General features: G+C 55.5%; 24 protein-coding genes. 19 read left to right on the top strand and 5 right to left on the bottom strand.

What is annotated here, in order from left to right:
• Positions 1-23: 23 nt before the first annotated feature.
• Positions 24-578: an NUDIX hydrolase YfcD gene (gene yfcD / locus C6A40_RS07850; RefSeq protein ID WP_008502582.1), complete on the top strand. Its 555-nt coding sequence runs from the start codon at positions 24-26 to the stop codon at positions 576-578.
• A 3-nt stretch (positions 579-581) separates the two neighbouring features.
• Here yfcD and C6A40_RS07845 read toward each other — a convergent pair whose 3' ends face one another.
• Positions 582-1,601, bottom strand: coding sequence for a LacI family DNA-binding transcriptional regulator (locus C6A40_RS07845; RefSeq protein WP_045334284.1), 1,020 nt, complete (start codon positions 1,599-1,601; stop codon positions 582-584).
• A gap of 234 nt (positions 1,602-1,835) precedes the next feature.
• Here C6A40_RS07845 and C6A40_RS07840 point away from each other — a divergent pair, with 234 nt between their 5' ends.
• The 5 genes from C6A40_RS07840 (at position 1,836) to C6A40_RS07820 (ending at position 5,818) form a co-directional block, all read left to right on the top strand.
• Positions 1,836-2,279, top strand: coding sequence for a PTS sugar transporter subunit IIA (locus C6A40_RS07840; protein WP_032675243.1), 444 nt, complete (start codon positions 1,836-1,838; stop codon positions 2,277-2,279).
• Positions 2,280-2,359: 80 nt separating this feature from the next.
• A complete protein-coding gene (locus tag C6A40_RS07835; protein ID WP_003861447.1) occupies positions 2,360-2,632 on the top strand; it encodes a PTS sugar transporter subunit IIB in 273 nt (90 codons plus the stop codon).
• A gap of 21 nt (positions 2,633-2,653) precedes the next feature.
• Entirely contained in the window at positions 2,654-4,045 is a 1,392-nt protein-coding gene (locus C6A40_RS07830) for a PTS ascorbate transporter subunit IIC (protein ID WP_023344592.1), read from the top strand.
• On the top strand, positions 4,042-4,872 hold the full coding sequence (locus tag C6A40_RS07825) for a transketolase (RefSeq protein WP_032663153.1): 831 nt from the start codon (positions 4,042-4,044) through the stop codon (positions 4,870-4,872). Before C6A40_RS07830 ends, C6A40_RS07825 begins: the two co-directional genes overlap by 4 nt.
• Positions 4,865-5,818, top strand: coding sequence for a transketolase family protein (locus tag C6A40_RS07820; RefSeq protein WP_045334287.1), 954 nt, complete (start codon positions 4,865-4,867; stop codon positions 5,816-5,818). Before C6A40_RS07825 ends, C6A40_RS07820 begins: the two co-directional genes overlap by 8 nt.
• Positions 5,819-5,929: 111 nt before the next feature.
• On the opposite strand, the gene pta is transcribed toward C6A40_RS07820, so the two are convergent.
• A complete protein-coding gene (gene pta / locus C6A40_RS07815) occupies positions 5,930-8,071 on the bottom strand; it encodes a phosphate acetyltransferase (RefSeq protein WP_008502877.1) in 2,142 nt (713 codons plus the stop codon).
• A 76-nt stretch (positions 8,072-8,147) separates the two neighbouring features.
• Positions 8,148-9,350 carry an acetate kinase gene (ackA, locus tag C6A40_RS07810; RefSeq protein WP_114191255.1) on the bottom strand — a complete coding sequence of 401 codons (1,203 nt, stop codon included), beginning with the start codon at positions 9,348-9,350 and terminating at the stop codon, positions 8,148-8,150.
• Between the two features lie 337 nt (positions 9,351-9,687).
• Here ackA and yfbV point away from each other — a divergent pair, with 337 nt between their 5' ends.
• From yfbV to C6A40_RS07790, 4 genes are all read left to right on the top strand, one after another.
• The gene (gene yfbV / locus C6A40_RS07805; RefSeq protein ID WP_008502875.1) at positions 9,688-10,143 is read left to right on the top strand and encodes a terminus macrodomain insulation protein YfbV; all 456 of its coding nucleotides are present in this window, start codon (positions 9,688-9,690) and stop codon (positions 10,141-10,143) included.
• 91 nt (positions 10,144-10,234) lie between these two features.
• Positions 10,235-10,729, top strand: a complete 495-nt coding sequence (locus C6A40_RS07800) for a YfbU family protein (RefSeq protein ID WP_008502874.1) — start codon at positions 10,235-10,237, stop codon at positions 10,727-10,729.
• Positions 10,730-10,740: 11 nt separating this feature from the next.
• Entirely contained in the window at positions 10,741-11,400 is a 660-nt protein-coding gene (locus tag C6A40_RS07795) for a sugar phosphatase (RefSeq protein WP_021241560.1), read from the top strand.
• A 75-nt stretch (positions 11,401-11,475) separates the two neighbouring features.
• Positions 11,476-13,308 (top strand): SLC13 family permease, encoded by a 1,833-nt coding sequence (locus C6A40_RS07790; RefSeq protein WP_045334292.1) that lies wholly within the window; start codon positions 11,476-11,478, stop codon positions 13,306-13,308.
• Between the two features lie 80 nt (positions 13,309-13,388).
• On the opposite strand, the gene yfbR is transcribed toward C6A40_RS07790, so the two are convergent.
• Positions 13,389-13,988, bottom strand: a complete 600-nt coding sequence (yfbR, locus tag C6A40_RS07785; protein WP_032663158.1) for a 5'-deoxynucleotidase — start codon at positions 13,986-13,988, stop codon at positions 13,389-13,391.
• A 118-nt stretch (positions 13,989-14,106) separates the two neighbouring features.
• On the bottom strand, positions 14,107-15,321 hold the full coding sequence (gene alaA, locus C6A40_RS07780; protein ID WP_008500204.1) for an alanine transaminase AlaA: 1,215 nt from the start codon (positions 15,319-15,321) through the stop codon (positions 14,107-14,109).
• A gap of 938 nt (positions 15,322-16,259) precedes the next feature.
• Between alaA and lrhA the strand changes: the two genes are divergently transcribed.
• From lrhA to nuoI, 9 genes are all read left to right on the top strand, one after another.
• A complete protein-coding gene (lrhA, locus tag C6A40_RS07775; protein WP_021241557.1) occupies positions 16,260-17,198 on the top strand; it encodes a transcriptional regulator LrhA in 939 nt (312 codons plus the stop codon).
• A gap of 630 nt (positions 17,199-17,828) precedes the next feature.
• The gene (nuoA, locus tag C6A40_RS07770) at positions 17,829-18,269 is read left to right on the top strand and encodes an NADH-quinone oxidoreductase subunit NuoA (RefSeq protein ID WP_006176516.1); all 441 of its coding nucleotides are present in this window, start codon (positions 17,829-17,831) and stop codon (positions 18,267-18,269) included.
• Between the two features lie 15 nt (positions 18,270-18,284).
• Positions 18,285-18,959, top strand: a complete 675-nt coding sequence (nuoB, locus tag C6A40_RS07765; protein ID WP_003861482.1) for an NADH-quinone oxidoreductase subunit NuoB — start codon at positions 18,285-18,287, stop codon at positions 18,957-18,959.
• Between the two features lie 89 nt (positions 18,960-19,048).
• Positions 19,049-20,851 carry an NADH-quinone oxidoreductase subunit C/D gene (gene nuoC / locus C6A40_RS07760; protein ID WP_021241556.1) on the top strand — a complete coding sequence of 601 codons (1,803 nt, stop codon included), beginning with the start codon at positions 19,049-19,051 and terminating at the stop codon, positions 20,849-20,851.
• A gap of 2 nt (positions 20,852-20,853) precedes the next feature.
• The gene (gene nuoE, locus C6A40_RS07755; protein WP_008500208.1) at positions 20,854-21,354 is read left to right on the top strand and encodes an NADH-quinone oxidoreductase subunit NuoE; all 501 of its coding nucleotides are present in this window, start codon (positions 20,854-20,856) and stop codon (positions 21,352-21,354) included.
• Positions 21,351-22,688, top strand: a complete 1,338-nt coding sequence (nuoF, locus tag C6A40_RS07750) for an NADH-quinone oxidoreductase subunit NuoF (protein WP_008500209.1) — start codon at positions 21,351-21,353, stop codon at positions 22,686-22,688. Before nuoE ends, nuoF begins: the two co-directional genes overlap by 4 nt.
• Before the next feature lie 55 nt (positions 22,689-22,743).
• A complete protein-coding gene (gene nuoG, locus C6A40_RS07745; protein ID WP_021241554.1) occupies positions 22,744-25,467 on the top strand; it encodes an NADH-quinone oxidoreductase subunit NuoG in 2,724 nt (907 codons plus the stop codon).
• Entirely contained in the window at positions 25,464-26,441 is a 978-nt protein-coding gene (nuoH, locus tag C6A40_RS07740; protein WP_045334295.1) for an NADH-quinone oxidoreductase subunit NuoH, read from the top strand. The genes nuoG and nuoH overlap by 4 nt, the downstream gene beginning before the upstream one ends.
• Before the next feature lie 13 nt (positions 26,442-26,454).
• Entirely contained in the window at positions 26,455-26,997 is a 543-nt protein-coding gene (nuoI, locus tag C6A40_RS07735) for an NADH-quinone oxidoreductase subunit NuoI (protein ID WP_003861491.1), read from the top strand.
• Position 26,998 lies beyond the last annotated feature (1 nt).

The raw sequence follows: 26,998 nt of genomic DNA, 5'->3' as shown, positions 1-26,998 counted from the left end.
CGCTTAGAAAAGAAGGTTTCCCGATGGTGGAGCAGAGTCATTTGGCAAGTACAGAGTGGGTTGACATTGTCAACGAAGAGAATGAAGTGATCGCGCAGGCCAGCCGCGAGCAAATGCGTGCGGAGCGCCTGCGTCACCGTGCGACATATATCGTTGTGCATGACGGTATGGGTAAAATTCTGGTTCAGCGCCGCACGGACACCAAAGATTTTCTCCCGGGTATGCTGGATGCCACTGCAGGCGGCGTCGTCCAGGCGGATGAAGTGCTGCTGGATTCTGCGCGTCGTGAAGCGGAAGAGGAGTTAGGCATCGCCGGCGTGCCGTTTGCCGAGCACGGTCAGTTCTATTTCGAAGACGAGAACTGCCGCGTCTGGGGCGGGCTGTTTAGCTGCGTCTCCCACGGCCCGTTCGCCCTGCAGGAAGAAGAAGTGAGTGAAGTCAGCTGGATGACGCCGGAAGAGATCACCGCGCGCTGCGACGAGTTCACGCCGGATTCGTTAAAAGCGCTGGCGCTGTGGATGACCCGCAACGCCAAAAACGAATCGACCAAATCAGAAAAAGAGGAAGAGGCTGAGTAATCGTCAGCAGCTTTCTCTCAGACACAGGCTGGACGCGATGGGCTTTTGATCGCGCCAGTCTCCGCCATTCAGGCGATCCAGTAGCGCTTTCCCGGCTTCGATGCCAATCTTACGATGCGGCACCGCCATGGTCGTCAGCGGCGGCTGACAGACGCGGCTCACGTCGCTATCGCCAAACCCTACCACTGCCAGATCGTCCGGCACTTTGATTCGCCTGCGCTGGCACTCGTACAGCGCGCCGCAGGCCAGCTCGTCAGAGACGCACACTAGCGCATCCAGCTCAGGCCACGCCAGCAGGAATTCGGGCAGCTGCGCCGCGCCGGTCGAGAAGCTCGGCGGCATCGCCGCGTTAATGACCCGGTTAGGCGACATATGGTGGCGAAGCATGGCTTTATACCAGCCCTGCAGATGCTGCTGGAAAATCCACTGCTCCTGGTTGGCGCACAGCAGGCCAATGTTTTGATAGCCGCGCTTAATCACCATCTCCGTGAGCTCAAACATGGCCGCCACGTTATCAATCCCGATGTTCATATCAATCGGATCGGCGCGCATGGCGCCCATCTCCATCACCGGAATCGAGGCGTTTTTCAGCCAGTGGCGAACGGTGTCGGTATGTTCAACGCTGAGCAAAATCGCTGCGGCGATATTTGACGCCAGCAGCGTCTCCAGCAACTTCTCCTCCTGCTCAAGACGATGCTGGGATTCTGCCAGCATGATCTGATATCCGGCAGGCTGCAGCACCTGCTGTAGCCCGGCGAACATCTCCGAGCAGCCGGCTTCGGAGAGGTTGGGCACCACCATGGCTATTGTCCATGACGAGGCCGAGGCAAGGGCACTGGCTGCAAGATTGGGCATATAGCCTAACTCTTGTACCGCGGCTTCTATTTTTTCTCGTAGTTTATCGGAAACCTGTTCGGGCGTGCGAAGCGCACGGGACACGGTCATCGTGCCCACACCGGCAAGCTGTGCGACATCGGCGAGTGTCACTTTACCAGTACTGCGCCGTTTTCGGGTTAGAGACATACACCTTCCTGCTGACCAGACGCGTTCTTTTTTTCCTTCGTTTCACGTGACAGGCAGTATACGCCTTAAATCCCTTTTTTTGCTGTGATTTAGCAACGTGATTGCAATTTGATAGCGCTATCACATTTCTGCATGTTAACGATTGGTAGCGCTATCTTTGTGATCGCGATCGCAGTCAATCCGCGATGCGTTGAATAAAGTTTGCTCATCTTAAACGTGTGGCGGGAGTGAAAAGTGCTCAAAAAATGGATATATGATACAACCATCACGCTGCAGGAGAGCGTGGAAGACTGGCCGCAGGCGCTGAAGCTGTGCGCGAAGCCGCTGCTGGATTTGCAGGTGATTGAGCCTGACTACGTCACGGCCATCATCAAGCAGCACCACACGTTAGGACCTTATTATGTGCTGGCACCAGGGCTGGCGATGCCGCATGCGCGGCCGGAGGAAGGCGCCAAAGGACTGGGGTTGTCGTTATTAAAACTAAAACAGGGCGTCTCGTTTGGTGCCGGTGAGTTTGACCCTGTCGATGTGATTATCATGCTCGCGGCACCTGACAAACATAGCCATATCGAAATGATATCCGCACTCGCAGAATTATTTTCCAGCGACGAGGAGATGGAGAAACTGCATCAGGCGAATACCCTGGAGGAAATTAAAACAATTATTAACCGCTTCTGATTTAATTCTGTAATCCGGTTTTTCACTACATTACGCGTCAGCGTGATGGGGCGTACTCTACTCAAAATAAGGGGACAACAATGAAAATCATGGCTATTTGCGGTTCCGGCCTGGGCAGCAGTTTTATGGTCGAAATGAATATTAAAAAGGTGCTCAAAAAGCTGGAGATTGAGGCTGAGGTTGAACACTCCGATCTCTCCTCGGCGACGCCGGGCGCGGCCGATCTGTTCGTGATGGCAAAAGACATTGCGGCCAGCGCCAGCGTGCCGGAGAGCCAGCTGGTGGTGATCAACAACATCATCGACATCAACGAACTTGAAGCGCAGCTGCGCGCCTGGTTCGAAAGACAATAACCCTGATAAGGCGAGGTGGATATGTTTATCCTTGAAACGCTGAATTTCGTTGTTGATATTTTAAAAGTCCCTTCGGTGCTGGTGGGTTTAATTGCGTTAATCGGTCTGGTTGCGCAAAAAAAAGCGTTTTCAGACGTGGTGAAAGGGACCATTAAAACTATTCTGGGCTTTATTGTACTGGGCGGCGGTGCCACCGTGCTGGTCGGATCGTTAAATCCGTTAGGCGGCATGTTTGAACACGCTTTTACTATTCAGGGCATTATTCCAAACAATGAAGCCATTGTGTCCATTGCGCTCGAAAAATACGGTGCAGCGACCGCGCTGATTATGGCCTTCGGGATGGTGGCGAATATTATCGTCGCACGCTTTACCCGCCTGAAGTACATCTTCCTGACCGGGCACCACACGTTTTATATGGCGTGCATGATTGGCGTGATCCTGACGGTGGCGGGCTTTGAAGGCGTAGGGCTGGTCTTTACCGGGTCGCTAATCCTCGGCCTGATCATGGCTTTCTTCCCGGCGATTGCGCAGCGCTACATGAAGCGCATTACCGGCAACGATGAGATTGCCTTCGGCCACTTCGGCACGCTGGGCTACGTGCTGTCCGGTTGGATTGGCAGCAAGGTTGGCAAAGGCTCCCGCTCAACCGAAGAGATGAACCTGCCGAAGAACCTGAGCTTCCTGCGCGACAGCTCAATCTCCATCTCCCTGACCATGATGATTATCTACCTGATCCTGGCGGTGAGCGCCGGGCGCGAGTACGTCGAGGCCACCTTCAGCGCCGGTCAGAACTACCTCGTGTACGCCATCATCATGGCTATCACCTTCGCGGCGGGCGTATTCATCATCCTTCAGGGCGTACGCCTGATTCTGGCGGAAATCGTCCCGGCTTTTACCGGCTTCTCGGAAAAACTGGTGCCGAACGCGCGTCCTGCGCTGGACTGCCCGGTGGTGTATCCCTATGCACCTAACGCGGTGCTGATTGGCTTCCTGTTCAGCTTCCTCGGCGGGATTGTGGGGTTGTTCATCTGCGGTCAGTTTAGCTGGGTGCTGATCCTCCCGGGCGTGGTGCCGCACTTCTTCACCGGCGCAACCGCGGGCGTGTTCGGTAACGCCACCGGCGGACGTCGTGGGGCGATGATTGGCGCCTTTGCCAACGGCCTGCTGATTACCTTCCTGCCGGTCCTGCTGCTGCCGGTACTGGGCGCCATTGGCTTTGCCAACACCACCTTCTCTGACGCCGACTTCGGCGCGGTTGGGATTGTGCTCGGCAACCTGGCGCGCTTCCTGTCGCCGCTGGCCATCACCGGGCTGGTCGTGGCGCTGTTCGCGCTGCTGGTGGCGTACAACGTCTTCGCGAAAAACAAACCTGCAGGCGGTAACGCGCAGGAAAACACCGGAGCCAAATCATGAATGAGAAAGAGATAACTGAACTCGCGCGTCAGATCCGCCTGGAGACGCTGAAATCCCTGACGCAGCTGGGCTTTGGCCACTACGGGGGCAGCATGTCGGTGGTTGAAACCCTGGCCGTGCTGTACGGCGCGGTGATGAAAATCGACCCGGCGGACCCGGACTGGCCGGAGCGAGACTACTTTGTGCTGTCAAAAGGCCATGCGGGCCCGGCGCTCTACAGCACCCTGGCGATCAAGGGCTACTTCCCGATAGAAGAGCTGAGCACGCTTAACCAGAACGGTACGCGCCTGCCCAGCCACCCGGACCGCCTGAAAACGCGCGGCGTAGATGCTACCACCGGTTCGCTGGGACAGGGGATTTCCATCGCCGGCGGCATGGCGCTGTCGCACAGGCTGGCAGGGCGGCCGAATCGGGTCTTCTGCATCGTCGGCGACGGCGAGCTGAACGAGGGGCAGTGCTGGGAAGCGTTCCAGTTTATTGCCCATCATCGCCTGAACAACCTGACGGTATTTGTCGACTGGAATAAACAGCAGCTCGACGGCGAGCTGGACGAGATCATCTGCGCGTTCGACCTCGAGGGCAAATTCCGCGCCTTTGGCTTTGACGTGGTGACGGTGAAGGGGGACGACATTCCGGCGCTGCTGGCGGTGACGTCGCGGGTCCCGGCTGCCGATGCGCGTCCGTTAGTCGTCATCCTCGATAGCATTAAGGGGCAGGGTGTGCCGTACCTGGAGCAGCTCAGCAACTCGCATCACCTGCGATTGACCGCGGAGAGCAAAGCGGCCCTCAACGAGACGATTCGCCAACTGGAGGCTTCACATGATTAAGGTTGCACCGGCAGGACAGAAAGACGCCGTTGAGATGCGTAAAGTTTACGCGGGCTTCGTGGCAAAGCAAATTGAGGCCGGAAGCGACATCATTGCGCTTGAAGCCGACCTGATGAGCTCGATGGCGATGGACGGCGTGGCGCGCGACTATCCGCAGCACGTGATTAACTGCGGCATTATGGAAGCCAACGTCATCGGCACGGCAGCCGGGCTGTCGCTTACCGGCCGCAAGCCGTTCGTTCACACCTTCACCGCCTTTGCCAGCCGCCGCTGCTTTGACCAGCTGTTTATGTCCCTCGACTATCAGCGCAACAACGTGAAGGTGATTGCCTCAGACGCGGGCGTGACGGCCTGCCACAACGGCGGAACGCACATGTCGTTTGAGGATATGGGCATTGTGCGCGGGCTGGCGCATTCGGTGGTGCTGGAGGTGACCGACGCGGTGATGTTTGAGGACGTGCTGCGCCAGCTTATCGATCTCGACGGCTTCTACTGGGTGCGGACCATTCGTAAGCAGGCGCCGAGCGTGTATGCGCCGGGCTCCACCTTCACCATTGGAAAAGGTAACGTGCTGCGCGAGGGGAGCGATATTACGCTGATTGCCAACGGCATCATGGTTGGAGAAGCCCTTGAGGCGGCGCGGCAGCTTGAGCAGGAGGGCGTCAGCGCGGCGGTCATCGACATGTTTACCCTGAAGCCCATCGACCGGATGCTGGTGAAAAACTACGCCGAGAAAACCGGGCGCATCGTGACCTGTGAAAACCACAGCATTCACAACGGGCTGGGGTCGGCGGTAGCGGAAGTGCTGGTGGAAACCTGTCCGGTGCCGATGCGGCGGGTCGGGGTCAAGGAGCGTTACGGCCAGGTGGGAACGCAGGATTTCCTGCAGAAAGAGTATGGCCTGACGGCACATGACATTGTATCGGCGGCGCGCGAACTGCTGTAAATAAAAAAGGCGACCGGTTAAGTGGTCGCCTTTTTGTTGCCCGGTGGCGCTAGCGCTTACCGGGCCTACGGTTTTGTAGGCCGGATAAGCGAAGCGCCATCCGGCAATACATTACTGCTGCTGCGAAGACTGGATCGCTGTCAGCGCGATGGTGTAAACGATATCGTCTACCAGTGCGCCACGAGACAGGTCGTTCACAGGTTTGCGCATGCCCTGCAGCATTGGCCCGATGGAGATCAGGTCGGCAGAACGCTGTACCGCTTTGTAGGTGGTGTTACCGGTGTTCAGATCCGGGAAGATGAACACGGTAGCGCGACCTGCAACCGGCGAGTTCGGCGCTTTGGATTTTGCAACGTCAGCCATGACTGCGGCATCGTACTGCAGCGGGCCGTCGATCATCAGATCAGGACGTTTTTCCTGCGCAATACGGGTCGCTTCACGCACTTTCTCTACGTCGCTACCTGCACCAGATGTGCCGGTGGAGTAGGAGAGCATCGCCACGCGTGGCTCGATACCGAAAGCGGTCGCGGAGTCTGCGGACTGGATAGCGATCTCAGCCAGCTGCTCTGCGGTTGGATCCGGGTTGATCGCGCAGTCGCCGTAAACGTAAACCTGTTCAGGCAGCAGCATGAAGAACACGGAAGACACCAGAGAGCTGCCTGGCGCGGTTTTGATCAGCTGCAGCGGTGGACGGATGGTGTTCGCCGTGGTGTGAACCGCACCGGAAACCAGACCGTCAACTTCGTCCTGCTCCAGCATCAGCGTGCCCAGCACCACGTTGTCTTCCAGCTGCTCACGCGCAACGGCTTCGGTCATGCCCTTGCTCTTACGCAGCTCAACCAGACGGGCAACGTAGCTTTCGCGAACCACTTCCGGGTCAACGATTTCGATGCCTGCGCCCAGCTCAACGCCCTGAGAGGCCGCTACGCGGTTGATCTCATCCGGGTTACCCAGCAGCACACAGGTCGCGATGCCGCGCTCTGCACAGATAGCCGCCGCTTTAACGGTACGTGGTTCGTCGCCTTCTGGCAGAACAACGCGTTTGCCCGCTTTACGCGCCAGCTCGGTCAGCTGGTAACGGAATGCTGGCGGAGACAGACGGCGGCTGCGCTCGGAGGTCGCGGTCAGGGATTCGATCCAGTCTGCGTTGATGTAACCCGCAACGTATTCCTGAACTTTCTCGATACGCTCGTGGTCATCAACCGGCACTTCCAGGTTGAAGCTCTGCAGGCTCAGGGAGGTCTGCCAGGTGTTGGTGTTCACCATGAAGACCGGCAGGCCGGTAGCGAACGCGCGTTCGCACAGCTTGCTGACGCGTGGGTCCATCTCGTAGGCACCGGTCAGCAGGATCGCACCGATTTCCACGCCGTTCATTGCGGCCAGGCAGGCTGCAACCAGCACGTCAGGACGGTCTGCGGAGGTCACCAGCAGGGAACCTGCGCGGAAGTGTTCCAGCATGTGCGGAATGCTACGCGCACAGAAGGTCACGGACTTCACGCGACGGGTGTTAATGTCGCCTTCGTTAATCACGGTCGCGTTCAGGTGACGCGCCATGTCGATTGCACGGGTGGCAATCAGATCGAAGCTCCATGGCACCGCGCCCAGAACCGGAAGCGGGCTGGATTCCTGCAGCTTAGCCGGGTCAACTTTGATGACTTTCGCTTTGGACGAGTCGTCGAAGATCTCGGACAGGTCAGGGCGAGTACGGCCCTGCTCATCCACTGGCGCGTTCAGCTTGTTGACGATCACGCCGGTGATATTGGTATTTTTCGCGCCGCCGAAGCTGCTGCGCGTCAGTTCGATACGCTCGTTCAGCTGTTCCGGGGTGTCAGTGCCCTGAGACATCACGAAAACGATCTCTGCGTTCAGGGTTTTCGCGATTTCGAAGTTCAGAGACTGGGCAAACTGGTGTTTGCGGGTTGGAACCAGACCTTCAACCAGCACCACTTCCGCGTCTTGCGCGTTAGCATGGTAGTTGGCGATGATCTCTTCCATCAGCACGTCTTTCTGGTTGCTGGAGAGCAGAGACTCAACGTGGCTCATCTTCAGCGGTTCAGCCGCTGGCAGATTGGAGTTCTTGCGAACGATGGTGGTGGTCTGGTCTGGCGCATCGCCACCGGCACGTGGCTGGGCGATTGGCTTAAAGACGCTCAGACGAACGCCTTTGCGTTCCATAGCACGGATCACGCCAAGGCTGACGCTGGTCAGGCCGACGCTGGTTCCGGTAGGGATCAGCATAATAGTACGGGACACGGTTTATCCTCTTTCGTTACCGCCCAAATCGGGCGGGTTACAAAACAGCACCGCCAGCATTGCTGGCGGTGTGGAATCAGGCAGTCAGGCGGTGCGCGTCTTGCGCGATGACCAGTTCTTCGTTAGTTGGGATAACGAGAGCAGGGCGGGTGCCTTCTTTGTTGATGAAGCCAGACTTGCCGAAGCGGGCAGCCAGGTTACGCTCGTGATCAACCTCGAAGCCCAGAACGCCCAGTTTGCCCAGGGACAGTTCACGAACCATTGCCGCGTTCTCACCGATACCACCGGTGAAGATAACCGCGTCCAGACGGCCTTCCATCAGCGCAGTGTAAGAGCCGATGTATTTCGCCAGACGGTGGCAGTAAACGTCCATTGCACGTTTAGCGTCTTCTTTCTCTGCGTAGTTGTCTTCAACGTAACGGCAGTCGCTGGTGACTTCGGTCAGACCCAGCAGGCCAGACTCTTTGGTCAGCATTTTGTTGATCTGGTCAACGCTCATGCCCAGGGTGTCGTGCAGGTGGAAGATGATCGCCGGGTCGATGTCACCGGAACGGGTACCCATCACCAGACCTTCCAGCGGGGTCAGACCCATGGACGTATCAACACATTTACCGTTGCGGATAGCAGAAACAGAACCACCGTTGCCTAGGTGGCAGGTGATGATGTTCAGTTCTTCAACCGGCTTGTTCAGCACTTTTGCCGCTTCCTGAGTCACATAGAAGTGGCTGGTGCCGTGCGCGCCGTAACGACGTACGCCGTGCTCTTTGTACAGGCTGTATGGCAGGGCATAGAGGTAAGACTCTTCCGGCATGGTCTGATGGAACGCGGTGTCGAATACGGCCACGTTTTTGTCTTTCAGATTCGGGAAGGATTTCAGCGCTTCAGCGATACCGATCAGGTGAGCCGGGTTGTGCAGCGGTGCGAAAGAGGCAGAGTCTTTGATGCCCTGGATCACAGAGTCGTCGATCACCACGGAGCTGGTGTATTTTTCGCCGCCGTGGACGATACGGTGACCAATCGCAGTCAGCTGAGTAGACAGTTCTGGTTTTTGTGCCAGAATAGTGTTAACGATAAAGTTCAGCGCTTCACTGTGAGCGGCGCCTGCACCTAAAGCCGCTTCTTGTTTGCTGCCGTCCATCTTCCACTTGATACGTGCTTCAGGCAGATGGAAACATTCGGCCAAACCAGAGAGGTATTCGTCACCGTTGAGCGCATCGATGATGGCGAATTTCAGTGAGGAGCTACCGCAGTTCAGAACCAGTACTAACTTACTCGACATGGAAGTACCTATTATTGATACGTGGCTAAAAAAACGTCAGTGAGTCTAACAGCGTAACGCATGATGACCCGGACATTTATGATTAACATCATGCCAAACGAACATTGTGGCATGATGGAAGAAATAACTATGATTTTATGCCATTTTGCACAATTTTCAGCCAATGGCATAATATGCAATAATTTGACGAGCTAATGATTCTCGTCTAAGGCCCTATCAGGCTGGCACAGGATACCCGATACGGGGTAGTGATGACAAAATATTTTGAACGTTGTCATAGCTTGTTGTGGTTTTGCACGAAAATTTTAATTTTTATATGTGAAGTTGAGGTACAGCCATGTCGACACCAGAGAACCCGTCCGTTAATTTCTTTAGCCTGTTTCGTCGGGGACAGCATTACGCAAAGACGTGGCCGATGGAAAAGCGCCTTGCGCCGATGTTTATTGAGAATCGCACCATCCGCGCCACGCGCTATGCGATTCGCTTTATGCCGCCTGTCGCTATCTTTACGCTGTGCTGGCAGATTGCGTTGGGTGGACAGCTTGGTCCTGCCGTTGCCACGGCGCTCTTCGCATTAAGCCTGCCAATGCAGGGCCTGTGGTGGTTAGGTAAACGGTCCATCACGCCACTTCCCCCTTCTATTTTACACTGGTTTTATGAAGTGCGCGGTAAACTGGAAGAGGCCGGGCAGGCGCTCGCCCCGGTGGAAGGCAAGCCGGATTACCAGGCGCTGGCGGACACGTTAAAGCGTGCATTTAAGCAACTGGATAAAACATTCCTCGATGACTTGTGATTGATCATCGAAACGACCAAGAAAAGAGGGCACAGTAACAATCAGTTACCGTGTCTTTTTTTTAAGTGCAATGCGCTACAGGAGTCGAAAGATGGAAATGACCCATGCCCAACGTCTGATTTTGTCTAACCAGTACAAGATGATGACTATGCTTGATCCCGATAACGCTGCGCGCTACAGCCGCCTGCAAACCATCGTCGAACGCGGCTTTGGTCTACAAATGCGCGAACTGGACCGCGAGTTTGGCGAGCTGAAAGAAGAAACCTGTCGCATCGTGATCGACATTATGGAGATGTATCACGCCCTGCATGTGTCCTGGACGAATCTCAAAGATCAGCAGTCCATTGACGAGCGCCGCGTGACCTTCTTAGGCTTTGATGCCGCAACGGAAGCGCGTTATCTCAGCTATGTTCGCTTTATGGTGAATACGGAAGGGCGTTATACCCACTTTGACGCGGGCACCCACGGCTTCAACGCGCAGACCCCGATGTGGGATAAATATCAGCGTATGCTGAGCGCGTGGCACGCCTGCCCGCGTCAGTACCATTTAAGCAGCAACGAAATTCAACAAATCATTAATGCCTGACGGAGGTGCGTGTGCAGTGTAGAGGTTTTCTGTTTGATCTGGACGGTACGCTGGTGGACTCGCTGCCGGTTGTGGAACGTTCCTGGTGCCATTGGGCTGACAGACATGGCATCGACCATCAGGACGTGCTGAATTTTATCCATGGCAAACAGGCCATTACCTCGCTACGGCACTTCCTGGCCGGACGCTCTGAGGAGGACATTCAGGCGGAGTTCAAGTACCTGGAACACATTGAAGCCACCGATACGGACGGCATCACCGCGTTACCGGGCGCGCGCGAACTGCTTGAGCATCTGAACGAGGCGCAGATCCCGTGGGCTATCGTCACCTCCGGTTCCGTGCCGGTGGCCCACGCCCGGCACAAGGCTGCAGGGTTGCCAACGCCGGACGTGTTTATCACGGCGGAGCGCGTGAAGCGGGGTAAACCGGAGCCTGACGCATTTTTACTGGGCGCTGAACTGCTGGGCCTGGACCCTGCAGAGTGTGTGGTGGTCGAAGATGCGGCGGCTGGCGTACTGGCCGGGCTGAACGCAGGAAGCCACGTCATCGCCGTTAACGTTCCGGCGGAATCTCCCCGCCTGGACGAGGCAGACCTGGTGCTGGATTCACTGACGGCACTGTCTGTTTCAAAAGCCTCTGACGGAGTTGTAACCGTCTCGCTAAAAATGTAATCCCATGATATGGCCCCACATTGCTGGGGCTTTTTTATGGCAAAATTCCTCATCTTCCACTGACAAGGATAGGTTGTGAACGGTGAACTGATTTGGGTCCTGAGCCTGCTTTTAATCGCCATCATTCTTTTTGCCACGGGCAAGGTACGCATGGACGCCGTCGCCCTGTTTGTTATCGTCGCATTTGTGCTCAGCGGAACGCTGACGCTGCCGGAAGCCTTCTCCGGATTTAGCGATCCCAACGTTATCCTGATTGCCGCCCTGTTTATCATCGGGGATGGTCTGGTGCGCACCGGCGTAGCGACCATTATGGGGGCGTGGCTGGTAAAAGTGGCGGGCAGCAGCGAAACCAAAATGCTGATCTACCTGATGGTAACCGTCGCCGGGCTGGGGGCGTTTATGAGCTCCACGGGCGTGGTCGCCATCTTTATCCCGGTGGTGTTGAGCGTTTCCATGCGGATGCAGAGCTCGCCGTCGCGCCTGATGATGCCCCTGAGCTTTGCCGGGCTTATCAGCGGCATGATGACCCTGGTGGCCACGCCGCCGAATCTGGTGGTCAACAGCGAACTGATCCGGGAAGGATTTGAGGGCTTTAGCTTTTTCAGCGTCACCCCGCTTGGGCTGGTCATTCTGGTCATGGGCGTGGTCTACATGCTGCTGACCCGTTTTGCCCTGAAAGGTGAAAAACAGGACAAAAATAAAGAAGGATGGAAGCGACGCACCTTCCGCGATCTGATTAAGGAGTACCGCCTTACCGGGCGCGCGCGCCGTCTGGCGATCCGGCCCGGCTCGCCGATGGTGGGGCAGCGGCTGGATGACCTGAAGCTGCGTGAGCGCTATGGCGCGAATGTGATCGGCGTAGAGCGCTGGCGACGGTTTCGCCGGGTGATCGTCAACGTCAACGGGGTGTCGGAATTCCGCGCGCGTGACGTCCTGCTGATTGATATGTCCGCCGCGGATGTGGACCTGCGCGAGTTCTGCAGCGAACAGCTGCTGGAACCGATGGTGCTGCGCGGGGAGTATTTCTCCGATCAGGCGCTGGATGTCGGCATGGCCGAGGTGTCGCTGATCCCGGAGTCGGAACTGCTGGGTAAAACCGTGCGGGAGATGGGGTTCCGCACCCGCTATGGCCTGAACGTCGTGGGGCTGAAGCGCGATGGCGTGGCGATGGAAGGGGCGGTGGTGGATGAGCCGATCCTGCTGGGCGATATTTTTCTCGTCGTCGGTAACTGGAAGCTGATTAGCCAGCTCGGGCAAAAAGGGCGTGATTTTGTGGTGCTCAACATGCCCGTTGAGGAGAGCGACGCGTCGCCCGCGCACAGCCAGGCGCCCCATGCGATTTTTTGCCTGGTATTGATGGTGGCGCTGATGCTGACCGATGAGATCCCCAATCCGGTAGCGGCAATCATCGCCTGCCTGTTGATGGGAAAATTCCGCTGCATTGACGCCGAAAGCGCCTATAAGGCCATTCACTGGCCGAGCATCATTCTCATTGTCGGGATGATGCCTTTTGCCCTGGCGCTGCAAAAAACCGGCGGGGTAGATCTGATCGTTAAAGGCTTAATGGACGTGGGCGGCGGGTATGGGCCATACATGATGATGGTCTGCCTGTTTATCATGTGCGCCACCATCGGCCTGTTTATCTCGAACACCGCGACGGCGGTACTGATGGCACCTATCGCCCTGGCGATGGCGAAGTCCATGGGCGTATCGCCGTATCCGTTTGCGATGATGGTGGCGATGGCCGCTTCCGCGGCGTTTATGACGCCGGTCTCTTCACCGGTAAACACGCTGGTGCTGGGACCGGGGAACTATCGATTCAGCGATTTCGTGAAGCTGGGCGTGCCGTTCACCGTGCTGGTGATGGTGGTGTGCGTGGTATTGATACCGGTCCTGTTTCCGTTCTGAGCATTTTGCCGGGTGGCGGCTGCGCCTTACCCGGCCAACAAGCCAGCAGGCCCTGCAGGCGCAGCGCCGCTGGGCGTAAATCAGAGTGGCGAATCCTGGCTGATCTCATCCAGCGATAAATGGAAGCTCGGTACAAACACCTGCATAAAGTAATCCATCTCTTCGCTGCGGCGGGATTCCAGCGTTTTTTCCAGGCGCGTTTTCGCCAGCAAGAATTCGTTATTCCCTGCGGACAGCTCTTCGAGACACTTCAGATAGGCACACAGCGCGTCGGCCTGTTTAACCAGCGACTTTTCATCTTCCGTGTACTGATGCTCGTTGATAAGCGGCTCGAAAATATCACGAAGCTCTTCGGGCACCATCTCAATCAGCTTCTGCTGGGCAATTTTCTCAATGGCCTTATATTCCTGCGCAATCTGCGAGTTGAAATATTTCACCGGCGTAGGCAGATCGCCGGTGAGCACTTCTGACGCATCGTGGTACATCGCCAGCAGGGCGATGCGTTCCGCATTAACCTGACCGTTGAATTTGCGATTTTTAATCGCGGCCAGCGCGTGAGCGACCATCGCAACCTGCAGGCTGTGCTCTGACACATTTTCCGTACGGACATTGCGCATCAGCGGCCAGCGGTTGATGAGTTTCAGGCGGGAGAGGTGGGCAAAGAAATGACTCTGACTCATAGGTTACCTTTTGTCTTCACTGCGACAGGCGTTCATTGTGCGGGGAGGGGAGGCAAGATGCAAATTTGCGGATTTTGTAGGCCGGGTAAGCGCAGCGCCACCCGGCAGAAAGGCAACGTTACTGATGGTATCCGGAGAGGAAGCGGCCGAAACGGCTGATGGCCATTTCCAGGTCATCTTCGCGCGGCAGCGTCACGATACGCACGTGATCCGGCCACGGCCAGTTAAACGCCGTGCCCTGGACCAGCAGCACTTTTTCCTGCAGCAGGAAATCGAGCACCATTTTCTGGTCGTCGTGGATATTGAAGCGCTTTGCGTCAATTTTCGGGAACATATAGAGCGCCCCATTCGGCTTCACGCAGGAGACGCCCGGGATATCGTTGATCAGCTCCCACGCGCGGTTACGCTGTTCGTACAGGCGTCCACCGGGCACGATAAACTCGCTGATGCTCTGATAGCCGCCGAGCGCGGTCTGGATCGCGTGCTGCGCCGGCACGTTGGCGCATAAACGCATGGAGGCCAGCATCTCCAGCCCTTCAATATAGCCTTTGGCGTGTTTTTTAGGACCGTTTAACACCATCCAGCCCTGGCGGAAACCGGCCACGCGGTAGGTTTTGGACAGGCCGTTAAAGGTGACGGTCAGCAGGTCCGGGGCCAGCGCGGCGATGGAATGGTGCTGCGCCGCGTCGTAGAGGATCTTGTCGTAAATTTCGTCTGCAAAGATGATCAGGTTGTGCTGGCGGGCCAGCTCGACGATCTCCATCAGCAGCTCTTTTGAGTAGACCGCGCCCGTCGGGTTGTTGGGGTTAATAATGACGATACCGCGCGTGCGGGGCGTAATTTTAGCGCGTATATCATCCAGGTCCGGGAACCAGTCAGAGGATTCGTCGCACAGATAATGCACCGCTTTACCGCTGGACAGTGATACGGCAGCCGTCCACAGCGGATAGTCCGGCGCGGGTACCAGCATTTCGTCCCCGCTGTTCAGCAGGGCCTGCATTGCCTGCACAATCAGTTCGGAGACGCCGTTGCCGATATAGATATCTTCAACGGTAACATCACGCATACCGCGTGCCTGGTAGTGCTGCATAATGGCTTTACGTGCGGAGTAAAGTCCTTTTGAATCGCAATAGCCTTGTGCAGTCGGAAGGTTGCGGATCACATCAACCAGAATTTCATCCGGCGCTTCAAAACCAAACGGCGCAGGGTTACCAATGTTGAGTTTCAGAACCTTGTTGCCTTCTTCTTCAAGGCGTTTTGCCTCTTTCAGAACCGGGCCGCGGATGTCATAACAGACGTTATCTAGCTTGCTGGATTTTTCGATAGGGGACATGAACCTTTAACCTTTTCGCTATTATTGCCGCTCCCTGCCGTGGAAGTCAGCACGGAATAATGTACTCCCCCCTCGCTTCGTTTTGAAGGGTGTGCAGGAGAAGATTTTGTGCCCGGAGCAAATTATTGATGAATCTTTTTCGCTGCGCGTGCGCTTTTTCACTGTCTTAAAGTTGCGCGCTTAGCGAGAGGTTAGGTTAAACGTGCTATCCATTTGCCAAAATACTGTATAATGTGCTGTTAAAAATAAGTGGTAAGCTGGACAGAGGTGGCAATCACCCTGAGTGACTTTTCGTAAAACCTGAATGCTTGATACCTGTTTCTGTAATAGCATACTGTGGATAAAAGTTACTCATGTGAAATTAATGTTAAGTGCCATTAATGAATAGTCTTAATCTAAATTAAAATTTATTTATTATTAACCTATAAAATGCAACTTTAGTTAATTTTAATAAAATTAGTTTAGAAGCTTAACATTCTTCTTTAATCCTTAATATTGCAATAAGACTTATAAATAAAGTGGATTTGGGTTAAGATGTCTTCAAGGAAAGCAGAGGACAGATGCACGTTTTTTGTATATCTGACACTGGTTTTCTGAATTAATTGATTGTTATTGTTAGAGTTATCTCTGGCTGGAATGTGTCGCACATCTCCTGCTACGTTGACAGCGCTGCGATACAGATGGCAGAAAAGGTGTTATACCTTTAATGTAATTTACATAAACCTGCGAACATCTAAATATCCTGAACGTTTAAGAGAATAAAAATAACGTCATGAAACGTGCTTTCTGACTGTTGATATAAAGCAGCACAATAACTATCTGTCAGGCAGTCTGCCGGGCCGGGATGCGAGGGAAAATCTTCAGAGGGAATTGCTTAACTGTACACACACAGCTTCAACCCGGGCAGCTCCGCACGAGCAACCTGAAAGTGAATAGATATGATAAATGCAAATCGTCCGATAATGAATCTCGACCTCGATCTGCTGAGAACGTTTGTTGCGGTCGCCGATCTCAACACTTTTGCAGCAGCTGCTGCCGCCGTTTGCCGAACTCAGTCCGCCGTCAGCCAGCAAATGCAGCGGCTGGAGCAACTGGTTGGTAAAGAGCTATTTGCCCGTCACGGGCGTAATAAGCTCTTAACGGAACACGGTATTCAGCTTCTGGGTTATGCCAGGAAAATTCTTCGCTTTAATGATGAAGCATGTATGTCATTAATGTTTAGCAACCTTCAGGGCGTGCTAACGTTAGGTGCATCTGATGAGTCGGCGGATACTATATTGCCGTTTCTTCTCAATCGCATCAGTTCGGTTTATCCGAAGCTTGCGCTGGACGTTAGCGTAAAGCGTAATGCTTTTATGGTTGAGATGTTAAATGAGAATAAAGTCGACCTGGTGGTCACCACGCATCGTCCCGGGCAGTTTGATTGCCTGACGCTGCGTACATCACCTACGCACTGGTATTGCGCGGCCGAATACGTGCTGCAAAAAGGCGAGCCGGTGCCGCTGGTGTTACTGGATGACCCGAGCCCGTTCCGCGATATGGTGCTGACGGCGCTGAATGAGGCCAATATTCCGTGGCGTCTGGCGTATGTGGCGTCCACGCTGCCAGCGGTGCGTGCCGCCGTGAAAGCCGGTCTGGGTGTCACCGCCCGCCCGGTAGAAATGATGAGCCCCGATCTGCGCGTTCTGGGAAAATCTGATGGCCTGCCTGCGCTGCCGGATACGGAATATCTGCTTTGCCACAATTCGTCCAGTCATAACGAGCTGGCAAAGGTGGTGTTCGAGGCGATGGAAAACTACCATAACCCGTGGCAGTTCGAGCGCGTTACCTCCGAAGGGGGGGATGATTCCCTGATCGTTGAAGGGGATTTTGAGTGATCGCCAGCTCAAAATTCTGGTAACAAAATGTAAGTGTAAAAAAAAGCCACTCGTGTGATTTTCACATGCAGTGGCTTTTTTTTAGCAATAATACCCGCGTATGCCGAGTGGATTTCCGGGATACCCTCTATTTATCAATAAGCTAAATGCTTTTGATTAAAACTCATCCGTTTTCCGTTCTAACTTCATCCATATCCCCCCTATGTTAAAAAAACAGGAAATATGTTGCCGTTTTCCAGGTTGAATTAACAAAAGCGTGTCGCAGATCAAGAAAATACTCCTATTTGGGGGGAGGAATCGTTGGCAAATCCTGTCAAAATAGGAGGGTTATTTTTTTTACTTCCGAAACGGACACGATTCAACAACATACATTTGACGAAAAGTCATGTACCCACCAGGGTTAAAGGGCACCAAATGTTAATGAGAATCGCTCGATGTAATTTAATGTGAAGAAACCTTTGTTAAAGTTGACAATAGGTTATAGAAAGGAGTAAAAAACCCCATCATTTTGCTGTCTACGTCTCATTTCTGACAGTTAGTGTAAGGTTATTTGTTCCTCCCCATGAATCGATGTGATGCCCATCTGCCAGCAAGAGCAGTGTCGTTGGTATCACTTTTGATGAGTAAGCAATGAGTATGTCAACATCCACAGAAGTCATCGCTCATCACTGGGCATTCGCAATCTTTCTTATTGTAGCCATTGGCCTGTGCTGCCTGATGTTAGTCGGCGGCTGGTTCCTGGGCGGTCGCGCCCGTGCAAGGCACAAAAACACACCTTTCGAATCAGGTATTGATTCAGTAGGTACCGCTCGCTTACGCCTGTCTGCCAAGTTTTACCTGGTAGCCATGTTCTTCGTCATCTTCGACGTGGAAGCGCTTTACCTCTTCGCATGGTCTACCTCCATTCGCGAAAGTGGTTGGGTGGGCTTTGTCGAGGCCGCAATTTTCATTTTAGTGCTACTGGCCGGTCTGGTTTATCTGGTGCGTATTGGCGCGCTTGACTGGACGCCTGCGCGTTCACGTCGTGAACACATCAACCCGGAAAACAGTATCTCTAATCGTCAGCAGTAACAGCGAGGCAATAAGATGGATTATACGCTCACCCGCATAGATCCTAACGGTGAGAATGACCGTTACCCCCTGCAAAAACAGGAGATCGTAACCGACCCCCTGGAGCAAGAAGTCAATAAAAGCGTGTACATGGGCAAACTCGAACATGCCATGCACGATATGGTCAACTGGGGTCGTAAGAACTCCATCTGGCCTTACAACTTTGGCCTTTCTTGCTGCTACGTTGAAATGGTGACGTCATTCACTGCGGTGCATGACGTTGCGCGTTTTGGGGCAGAGGTACTGCGTGCTTCCCCACGTCAGGCTGACCTGATGGTGGTGGCCGGTACCTGCTTTACCAAGATGGCACCTGTTATTCAGCGTCTTTATGACCAGATGCTGGAGCCAAAATGGGTTATCTCCATGGGCGCATGTGCTAACTCTGGCGGTATGTACGACATCTATTCCGTCGTACAGGGCGTAGATAAATTTATCCCAGTGGATGTGTACATCCCGGGTTGTCCGCCTCGTCCGGAAGCCTACATGCAGGCGCTGATGCTGCTGCAGGAGTCCATCGGTAAAGAACGTCGCCCACTGTCGTGGGTCGTTGGCGATCAGGGTGTGTATCGCGCGAACATGCAGTCTGAGCGCGAGCGTAAACGTGGTGAACGTATTGCCGTCACCAATCTGCGTACGCCTGACGAAATTTAATTTGCGCCTGTAGGCCTGGAGAACACCTTCGCATATCACTACTCAAATAGCGCGAAGCCAGGCTCAACAGTCACCACGGACCATTTGCAATGGTGAACAATATGACCGACTTAACCGCGCAAGAAGCCGCCTGGCAGACCCGGGATCATCTGGATGACCCAGTCATTGGCGAACTGCGCAACCGTTTTGGGCCGGATGCCTTTACTGTTCAGGCTACCCGCACCGGGGTACCCGTTGTTTGGGTGAAGCGTGAACAATTGCTGGAAGTTGTCGATTTCCTCAAGAAATTGCCAAAACCATACGTCATGCTGTTTGACTTACACGGCATGGATGAACGTCTCAGAACGCACCGCCAGGGTCTCCCTGCTGCGGATTTTTCCGTTTTCTACCACCTGATCTCAATAGACCGTAATACGGATATCATGCTCAAGGTGGCATTGTCTGAAAACGACATGCATCTGCCGACGATCACCAAACTTTTCCCGAACGCCAACTGGTACGAGCGTGAGACATGGGAAATGTTCGGGATGACCTTCGACGGCCACCCACACCTGACGCGCATCATGATGCCGCAGACCTGGACCGGCCACCCGCTGCGTAAAGACTACCCGGCACGTGCTACCGAATTCGATCCGTTTGAGCTGACCAAAGCCAAGCAGGATCTGGAGATGGAAGCGCTGACATTCAAACCGGAAGACTGGGGCATGAAGCGCGGTACCGACAACGAGGACTTCATGTTCCTCAACCTCGGTCCAAACCACCCGTCTGCGCACGGTGCTTTCCGTATTATTCTTCAGCTCGACGGCGAAGAGATTGTCGACTGCGTACCAGACATCGGCTACCACCACCGTGGTGCTGAAAAGATGGGCGAGCGTCAGTCCTGGCACAGCTACATTCCGTATACCGACCGTATCGAGTACCTCGGCGGCTGCGTCAACGAAATGCCATACGTGCTGGCCGTTGAGAAACTGGCAGGCATTACCGTGCCGGATCGCGTTAACGTGATTCGCGTCATGCTGTCAGAACTGTTCCGTATCAACAGCCACCTGCTGTACATCTCCACGTTCATTCAGGACGTCGGCGCAATGACCCCGGTCTTCTTCGCCTTTACCGATCGTCAGAAAATTTACGATCTGGTAGAAGCCATTACCGGTTTCCGTATGCACCCGGCCTGGTTCCGTATCGGCGGTGTGGCACACGATCTGCCGCGCGGCTGGGACCGTCTGCTGCGTGAATTCCTCGACTGGATGCCGAAACGTCTGGCCTCTTACGAGAAAGCCGCGCTGCGTAACACCATCCTGAAAGGCCGTTCCCAGGGCGTTGCTGCCTATGGCGCGAAAGAAGCGCTGGAGTGGGGGACAACAGGTGCAGGTCTGCGTGCGACCGGTATTAATTTCGACGTGCGTAAAGCCCGTCCTTACTCTGGCTACGAGAACTTCGACTTTGAAGTCCCGGTGGGCGGCGGCGTTTCCGACTGCTACACCCGCGTGATGCTGAAAGTGGAAGAGCTGCGTCAGAGTCTGCGCATCCTTGAGCAGTGCCTCAACAACATGCCGGAAGGCCCGTTCAAGGCGGATCACCCGCTGACCACGCCGCCACCGAAAGAGCGCACGCTGCAACATATCGAAACCCTGATCACCCACTTCCTGCAGGTTTCCTGGGGTCCGGTCATGCCGGCGCAAGAATCCTTCCAGATGATTGAAGCGACCAAGGGTATTAACAGTTACTACCTGACCAGTGACGGCAGCACCATGAGCTACCGTACCCGCGTGCGTACGCCGAGCTTTGCGCACCTGCAGCAGATCCCGTCCGCCATCCGCGGCAGTCTGGTCTCCGACCTGATTGTGTATCTGGGTAGTATCGATTTTGTTATGTCAGATGTGGACCGCTAATTATGCACGAGAATCAACAACCACAAACCGAGGCTTTTGAGCTGAGTGAAGCAGAACGTGCCGCCATTGAGCACGAGATGCACCACTACGAAGACCCGCGTGCGGCGTCCATTGAAGCGCTGAAAATCGTACAGAAACAGCGTGGTTGGGTGCCGGACGGGGCGATCTATGCGATCGCGAAAGTGCTGGGTATTCCGGCAAGTGACGTAGAAGGCGTAGCCACGTTCTACAGCCAGATCTTCCGTCAGCCTGTAGGCCGCCATGTGATCCGCTACTGTGACAGCGTGGTCTGCCACATTACCGGTTATCAGGGCATTCAGGCTGCGATTGAGAAGAAGCTCAATATCAAGCCGGGCCAGACCACGTTCGATGGGCGCTTTACTCTGCTGCCAACCTGCTGCCTGGGTAACTGCGACAAGGGGCCGACCATGATGATTGATGAGGACACTCACAGCCATCTGACGCCGGAAGCGATTCCTGACCTGCTGGAGCAGTACAAATGAAAACTGTAATTCGTACTGCTGAGACGCATCCACTGACCTGGCGTCTGCGTGATGACAAACAGCCGGTATGGCTCGACGAATATCAGAGCAAAAACGGCTATGCCGGTGCGCGTAAAGCCCTTGGCGGCATGGCGCCGGACGACATCGTTAACGCGGTAAAAGAGTCTGGCCTGAAAGGCCGCGGCGGCGCGGGCTTCTCCACCGGTCTGAAGTGGAGCCTGATGCCAAAAGACGAATCCATGAACATCCGTTACCTGCTGTGTAACGCCGATGAAATGGAGCCGGGTACCTATAAAGACCGCCTGCTGATGGAGCAGCTGCCGCACCTGCTGGTGGAAGGCATGCTGATCTCCGCGTTCGCGCTGAAAGCGTACCGTGGCTACATCTTCCTGCGCGGTGAGTACATCGAAGCGGCAGAAAACCTGCGTCGCGCGATTGCCGAAGCCACCGAAGCGGGACTGCTGGGCAAAAACATTCTCGGCACCGGGTTTGACTTCGAACTGTTCGTGCACACCGGTGCCGGGCGTTATATCTGCGGTGAAGAGACCGCGCTGATTAACTCCCTGGAAGGCCGCCGTGCGAACCCGCGTTCCAAGCCGCCGTTCCCGGCAAGCTCCGGCGTGTGGGGTAAACCGACCTGCGTCAACAACGTCGAGACCCTGTGCAACGTTCCGGCTATCCTCGCGAACGGCGTGGAGTGGTATCAGGGCATCTCCTCAAGCAAAGATGCCGGTACCAAGCTGATGGGCTTCTCCGGTCGCGTGAAAAATCCTGGCGTCTGGGAACTGCCGTTCGGTACCACCGCACGTGAAATTCTTGAAGACTACGCGGGCGGCATGCGCGATGGCCTGAAATTCAAAGCCTGGCAGCCGGGTGGGGCAGGGACAGACTTTCTGACCGAAGCCCACCTTGACCTGCCGATGGAATTCGAAAGCATTGGTAAAGCAGGCAGCCGTCTGGGTACGGCGCTGGCGATGGCCGTCGACCACGAGATCGGCATGGTCTCGCTGGTGCGTAACCTGGAAGAGTTCTTCGCCCGTGAGTCCTGCGGCTGGTGTACACCGTGCCGTGATGGTCTGCCGTGGAGCGTGAAGATCCTGCGTGCAATCGAACGTGGCGAAGGCCAGCCTGGCGATATCGAAACGCTTGAGCAACTGTGTCGATTCTTAGGCCCGGGTAAAACCTTCTGTGCCCACGCACCGGGTGCCGTCGAACCTCTGCAGAGCGCGATCAAATATTTCCGCGACGAGTTCGAAGCAGGCATCAAGCAGCCGTTCAGCAATACCCATGCGATTAATGGGATTCAGCCGAACCTGCTTAAAGCGCGCTGGTAACGACAAGAATTTTGATTAACGCTCGGTTTCGACCGAGCCAACTGGAAGCATGCTAATGGCTACGATTCATGTAGACGGCAAAGAATACGAAGTCAACGGGGCGGACAACCTGCTGGAAGCTTGTCTGTCTCTTGGCCTTGATATTCCGTACTTTTGCTGGCATCCGGCGCTGGGCAGCGTCGGTGCTTGCCGCCAGTGTGCGGTGAAGCAATATCAAAACGCGGAAGACACGCGTGGTCGCCTGGTGATGTCCTGTATGACGCCAGCCACCGAAGGCACCTTTATTTCGATTGATGACGAAGAAGCGAAACAGTTCCGTGAAAGCGTTGTGGAATGGTTGATGACCAACCACCCGCACGACTGTCCGGTCTGTGAAGAGGGCGGTAACTGCCACCTTCAGGATATGACCGTGATGACCGGTCACAGCTTCCGTCGCTATCGCTTTACCAAGCGTACCCACCGTAATCAGGATCTGGGGCCGTTCATCTCTCACGAAATGAACCGCTGCATTGCCTGCTACCGCTGCGTGCGTTACTACAAAGACTATGCAGACGGTCAGGATCTGGGCGTGTATGGCGCACATGACAACGTCTACTTCGGTCGTCCGGAAGACGGCGTACTGGAAAGCGAATTCTCCGGTAACCTGGTAGAAATCTGCCCGACCGGCGTCTTCACGGATAAAACCCACTCCGAGCGTTACAACCGTAAATGGGACATGCAGTTTGCGCCAAGCATCTGCCAGCAATGTTCTCTCGGCTGTAACACCAGCCCGGGTGAGCGCTACGGCGAACTGCGTCGTATCGAAAACCGCTACAACGGTACCGTTAACCACTACTTCCTGTGCGACCGCGGTCGTTTCGGCTATGGCTATGTGAACCTGAAAGACCGTCCGCGTCAGCCGGTTCAGCGCCGTGGCGACGACTTCATCACCCTGAACGCTGAACAGGCGATGCAGGGTGCGGCAGATATTCTGCGTCAGTCGAAGAAAGTGATCGGTATCGGTTCCCCGCGCGCCAGCATCGAAAGCAACTTCGCGCTGCGTGAGCTGGTGGGGGCGGAAAACTTCTACACCGGTATCGCTCAGGGCGAGCAGGAACGTCTGCAGCTGGTACTGAAAGTGCTGCGCGAAGGCGGTATTCATACCCCTGCGCTGCGCGAAATCGAATCGTATGATGCGGTTCTGGTGCTGGGCGAAGATCTGACGCAGACCGGCGCCCGCGCGGCTCTGGCGGTTCGTCAGGCGGTGAAGGGGAAAGCACGTGAAATGGCAGCGGCGCAGAAAGTGGCTGACTGGCAGATTGCGGCAATCCTGAACATCGGCCAGCGCGCGAAGCATCCTCTGTTTGTGACCAACGTCGACAATACCCGTCTGGACGATATCGCCGCGTGGACCTACTGCGCGCCGGTTGAAGATCAGGCGCGTCTTGGCTTTGCCATTGCCCATGCGCTGGACAACAACTCACCGGCCGTTGAGCTGGATCGCGACCTGCAAAACAAGGTTGACGTGATTGTTCAGGCCCTGGCCGGTGCGAAGAAACCGCTGATTATTTCCGGTACCAACGCCGGTAGCGCAGAGATCATTCAGGCAGCAGCCAACGTGGCTAAAGCTCTGAAAGGCCGCGGTGCTGACGTTGGCGTGACCATGATTGCCCGTGCGGTGAACAGCATCGGTCTGGGCATGATTGGCGGCGGCTCGCTGGAAGCTGCGTTAAGCGAACTGGAATCCGGTGCCGCTGACGCCGTGGTGGTGCTGGAAAACGACCTGCATCGTCATGCGTCTGCCGCTCGCGTAGACGCCGCGCTCTCCAAAGCCCCGCTGGTGATGGTGATTGACCATCAGCGCACCGCGATTATGGACAAAGCGCACCTGGTGCTCTCTGCGGCAAGCTTCGCAGAAAGCGACGGTACCGTTATCAACAACGAAGGCCGCGCGCAGCGTTTCTTCCAGGTTTATGACCCGTCTTACTACGACAGCAACACCGTGATGCTGGAAAGCTGGCGCTGGCTGCACTCCCTGCACAGCACCGTGCAGAGCCGTGAAGTCGACTGGACGCAGCTCGACCACGTTATCGACGCGGTGGTGGAAAAACTGCCTCAGCTGGCAGGCATTAAAGATGCCGCGCCTGAAGCAAGCTTCCGCATTCGCGGCCAGAAACTGGCGCGTGAACCGCACCGTTACAGCGGCCGTACCGCAATGCGCGCCAATATCAGCGTGCACGAACCGCGCCAGCCGCAGGATAAAGACACCATGTTCGCCTTCTCCATGGAAGGGAACAACCAGCCGTCTGCGCCGCGTTCGCAAATCCCGTTCGCATGGGCACCGGGCTGGAACTCCCCGCAGGCATGGAACAAGTTCCAGGCTGAAGTGGGCGGCTCCCTGCGCCACGGCGATCCGGGCGTGCGTCTGATTGAAGCCTCCGAAACCGGTCTGGACTTCTTCACCACCGTACCGGCGAGTTTCCAGGCGCAGGACGGTAGCTGGCGTATTGCCCCGTACTACCACCTGTTCGGTAGCGACGAGCTGTCCCAGCGTTCACCGGTCTTCCAGACCCGCATGCCACAGCCGTACATCAAGCTCAACCCGGCGGACGCTGCGAAGCTTGGCGTTAACGCGGGCGCGAACATTGCCTTTAGCTATGACGGCCAGACCATCAGCCTGCCGCTGATTATTTCTGAAAGCCTGACAGCAGGGCAGGTCGGTCTGCCGATGGGTATGCCTGGCATCGCGCCGGTTCTGGCGGGTGCGCGTCTTGATAATCTGCAGGAGGCAAAAGCATGAATTGGTTAACGCCGGATCTTATCGACATCCTGCTGAGCATTCTGAAAGCGATTGTTATCCTGCTGGTGGTGGTCACCTGCGGCGCGTTCATGAGCTTTGGTGAACGTCGTCTGCTCGGTCTGTTCCAGAACCGTTACGGACCGAACCGCGTGGGCTGGGGTGGTTCACTCCAGCTGGTCGCGGACATGATCAAGATGTTCTTTAAAGAGGACTGGATCCCGCGCTTCTCGGATCGCGTGATCTTTACTCTGGCACCGATGATCGCCTTCACCTCGCTGCTGCTGGCGTTTGCTATCGTTCCGGTCAGCCCGACCTGGGTGGTCGCTGACCTGAACATCGGCATTCTGTTCTTCCTGATGATGGCAGGTCTCGCGGTTTACGCGGTCCTGTTCGCAGGCTGGTCCAGTAACAACAAATACTCGCTGCTGGGTGCGATGCGTGCGTCTGCGCAGACGCTGAGCTACGAAGTGTTCCTGGGTCTCTCCTTGATGGGCGTGGTGGCGCAGGCCGGTTCATTTAACATGACCGACATCGTCAACAACCAGGCCGACATCTGGAACGTGATTCCGCAGTTCTTTGGGTTTATTACCTTTGCCATCGCGGGCGTGGCGGTGTGTCACCGTCACCCGTTTGACCAGCCAGAAGCCGAACAGGAACTGGCCGACGGTTACCACATCGAATATTCCGGTATGAAATTCGGTCTGTTCTTCGTGGGCGAGTACATCGGTATCGTCACCATTTCCGCGTTGATGGTAACGCTGTTCTTCGGTGGCTGGCATGGCCCGTTCTTACCGCCGTTCATCTGGTTCGCGCTGAAAACCGCGTTCTTCATGATGATGTTCATTTTGATTCGCGCAGCGTTACCGCGTCCGCGTTATGACCAGGTAATGTCCTTCGGCTGGAAAGTGTGCCTGCCGCTGACGCTCGTCAACTTGTTGGTAACGGCCGCTGTCATTCTCTGGCAGCAGCCATAAGGGGCAATAGACCATGACCTTAAAAGAATTACTGGTAGGCTTCGGGACCCAGGTACGCAGTATCTGGATGATCGGCCTGCACGCGTTTGCCAAACGCGAAACCCGGATGTACCCGGAAGAGCCGGTATATCTGCCGCCGCGCTACCGTGGTCGTATCGTGCTGACGCGCGACCCGGACGGTTCCGAGCGCTGCGTTGCCTGTAACCTGTGTGCGGTTGCGTGTCCGGTTGGCTGTATCTCTCTGCAGAAAGCCGAGACGGTAGACGGCCGCTGGTACCCTGAGTTCTTCCGCATCAACTTCTCACGCTGCATTTTCTGCGGTCTGTGTGAAGAAGCGTGCCCAACCACGGCGATTCAGCTGACTCCAGACTTCGAGCTGGGTGAGTACAAGCGTCAGGACCTGGTGTACGAGAAAGAGGATCTGCTGATTTCCGGTCCGGGCAAATACCCGGAATATAACTTCTACCGGATGGCGGGTATGGCAATCGACGGCAAAGATAAGGGCGAAGCAGAGAACGAAGCCAAGCCTATCGACGTCAAGAGCCTGTTACCGTAAG

It is taken from the genome of Enterobacter sp. GER_MD16_1505_Eko_090 (assembly GCF_003331015.1).
Classification (GTDB): Bacteria; Pseudomonadota; Gammaproteobacteria; order Enterobacterales; family Enterobacteriaceae; genus Enterobacter; species Enterobacter roggenkampii.
This window is presented reverse-complemented; position numbering and strand designations above follow the sequence as displayed.

Coding starts and splice junctions, on each gene's coding strand:
- yfcD (WP_008502582.1), top strand. CDS start 24: ATGGTGGAGCAGAGTCATTTGGCAAGTACAGAGTGGGTTGACATTGTC.
- C6A40_RS07845 (WP_045334284.1), bottom strand. CDS start 1,601: ATGTCTCTAACCCGAAAACGGCGCAGTACTGGTAAAGTGACACTCGCC.
- C6A40_RS07835 (WP_003861447.1), top strand. CDS start 2,360: ATGAAAATCATGGCTATTTGCGGTTCCGGCCTGGGCAGCAGTTTTATG.
- C6A40_RS07830 (WP_023344592.1), top strand. CDS start 2,654: ATGTTTATCCTTGAAACGCTGAATTTCGTTGTTGATATTTTAAAAGTC.
- C6A40_RS07825 (WP_032663153.1), top strand. CDS start 4,042: ATGAATGAGAAAGAGATAACTGAACTCGCGCGTCAGATCCGCCTGGAG.
- C6A40_RS07820 (WP_045334287.1), top strand. CDS start 4,865: ATGATTAAGGTTGCACCGGCAGGACAGAAAGACGCCGTTGAGATGCGT.
- ackA (WP_114191255.1), bottom strand. CDS start 9,350: ATGTCGAGTAAGTTAGTACTGGTTCTGAACTGCGGTAGCTCCTCACTG.
- yfbV (WP_008502875.1), top strand. CDS start 9,688: ATGTCGACACCAGAGAACCCGTCCGTTAATTTCTTTAGCCTGTTTCGT.
- C6A40_RS07800 (WP_008502874.1), top strand. CDS start 10,235: ATGGAAATGACCCATGCCCAACGTCTGATTTTGTCTAACCAGTACAAG.
- yfbR (WP_032663158.1), bottom strand. CDS start 13,988: ATGAGTCAGAGTCATTTCTTTGCCCACCTCTCCCGCCTGAAACTCATC.
- alaA (WP_008500204.1), bottom strand. CDS start 15,321: ATGTCCCCTATCGAAAAATCCAGCAAGCTAGATAACGTCTGTTATGAC.
- lrhA (WP_021241557.1), top strand. CDS start 16,260: ATGATAAATGCAAATCGTCCGATAATGAATCTCGACCTCGATCTGCTG.
- nuoA (WP_006176516.1), top strand. CDS start 17,829: ATGAGTATGTCAACATCCACAGAAGTCATCGCTCATCACTGGGCATTC.
- nuoB (WP_003861482.1), top strand. CDS start 18,285: ATGGATTATACGCTCACCCGCATAGATCCTAACGGTGAGAATGACCGT.
- nuoC (WP_021241556.1), top strand. CDS start 19,049: ATGGTGAACAATATGACCGACTTAACCGCGCAAGAAGCCGCCTGGCAG.
- nuoE (WP_008500208.1), top strand. CDS start 20,854: ATGCACGAGAATCAACAACCACAAACCGAGGCTTTTGAGCTGAGTGAA.
- nuoF (WP_008500209.1), top strand. CDS start 21,351: ATGAAAACTGTAATTCGTACTGCTGAGACGCATCCACTGACCTGGCGT.
- nuoG (WP_021241554.1), top strand. CDS start 22,744: ATGGCTACGATTCATGTAGACGGCAAAGAATACGAAGTCAACGGGGCG.
- nuoH (WP_045334295.1), top strand. CDS start 25,464: ATGAATTGGTTAACGCCGGATCTTATCGACATCCTGCTGAGCATTCTG.
- nuoI (WP_003861491.1), top strand. CDS start 26,455: ATGACCTTAAAAGAATTACTGGTAGGCTTCGGGACCCAGGTACGCAGT.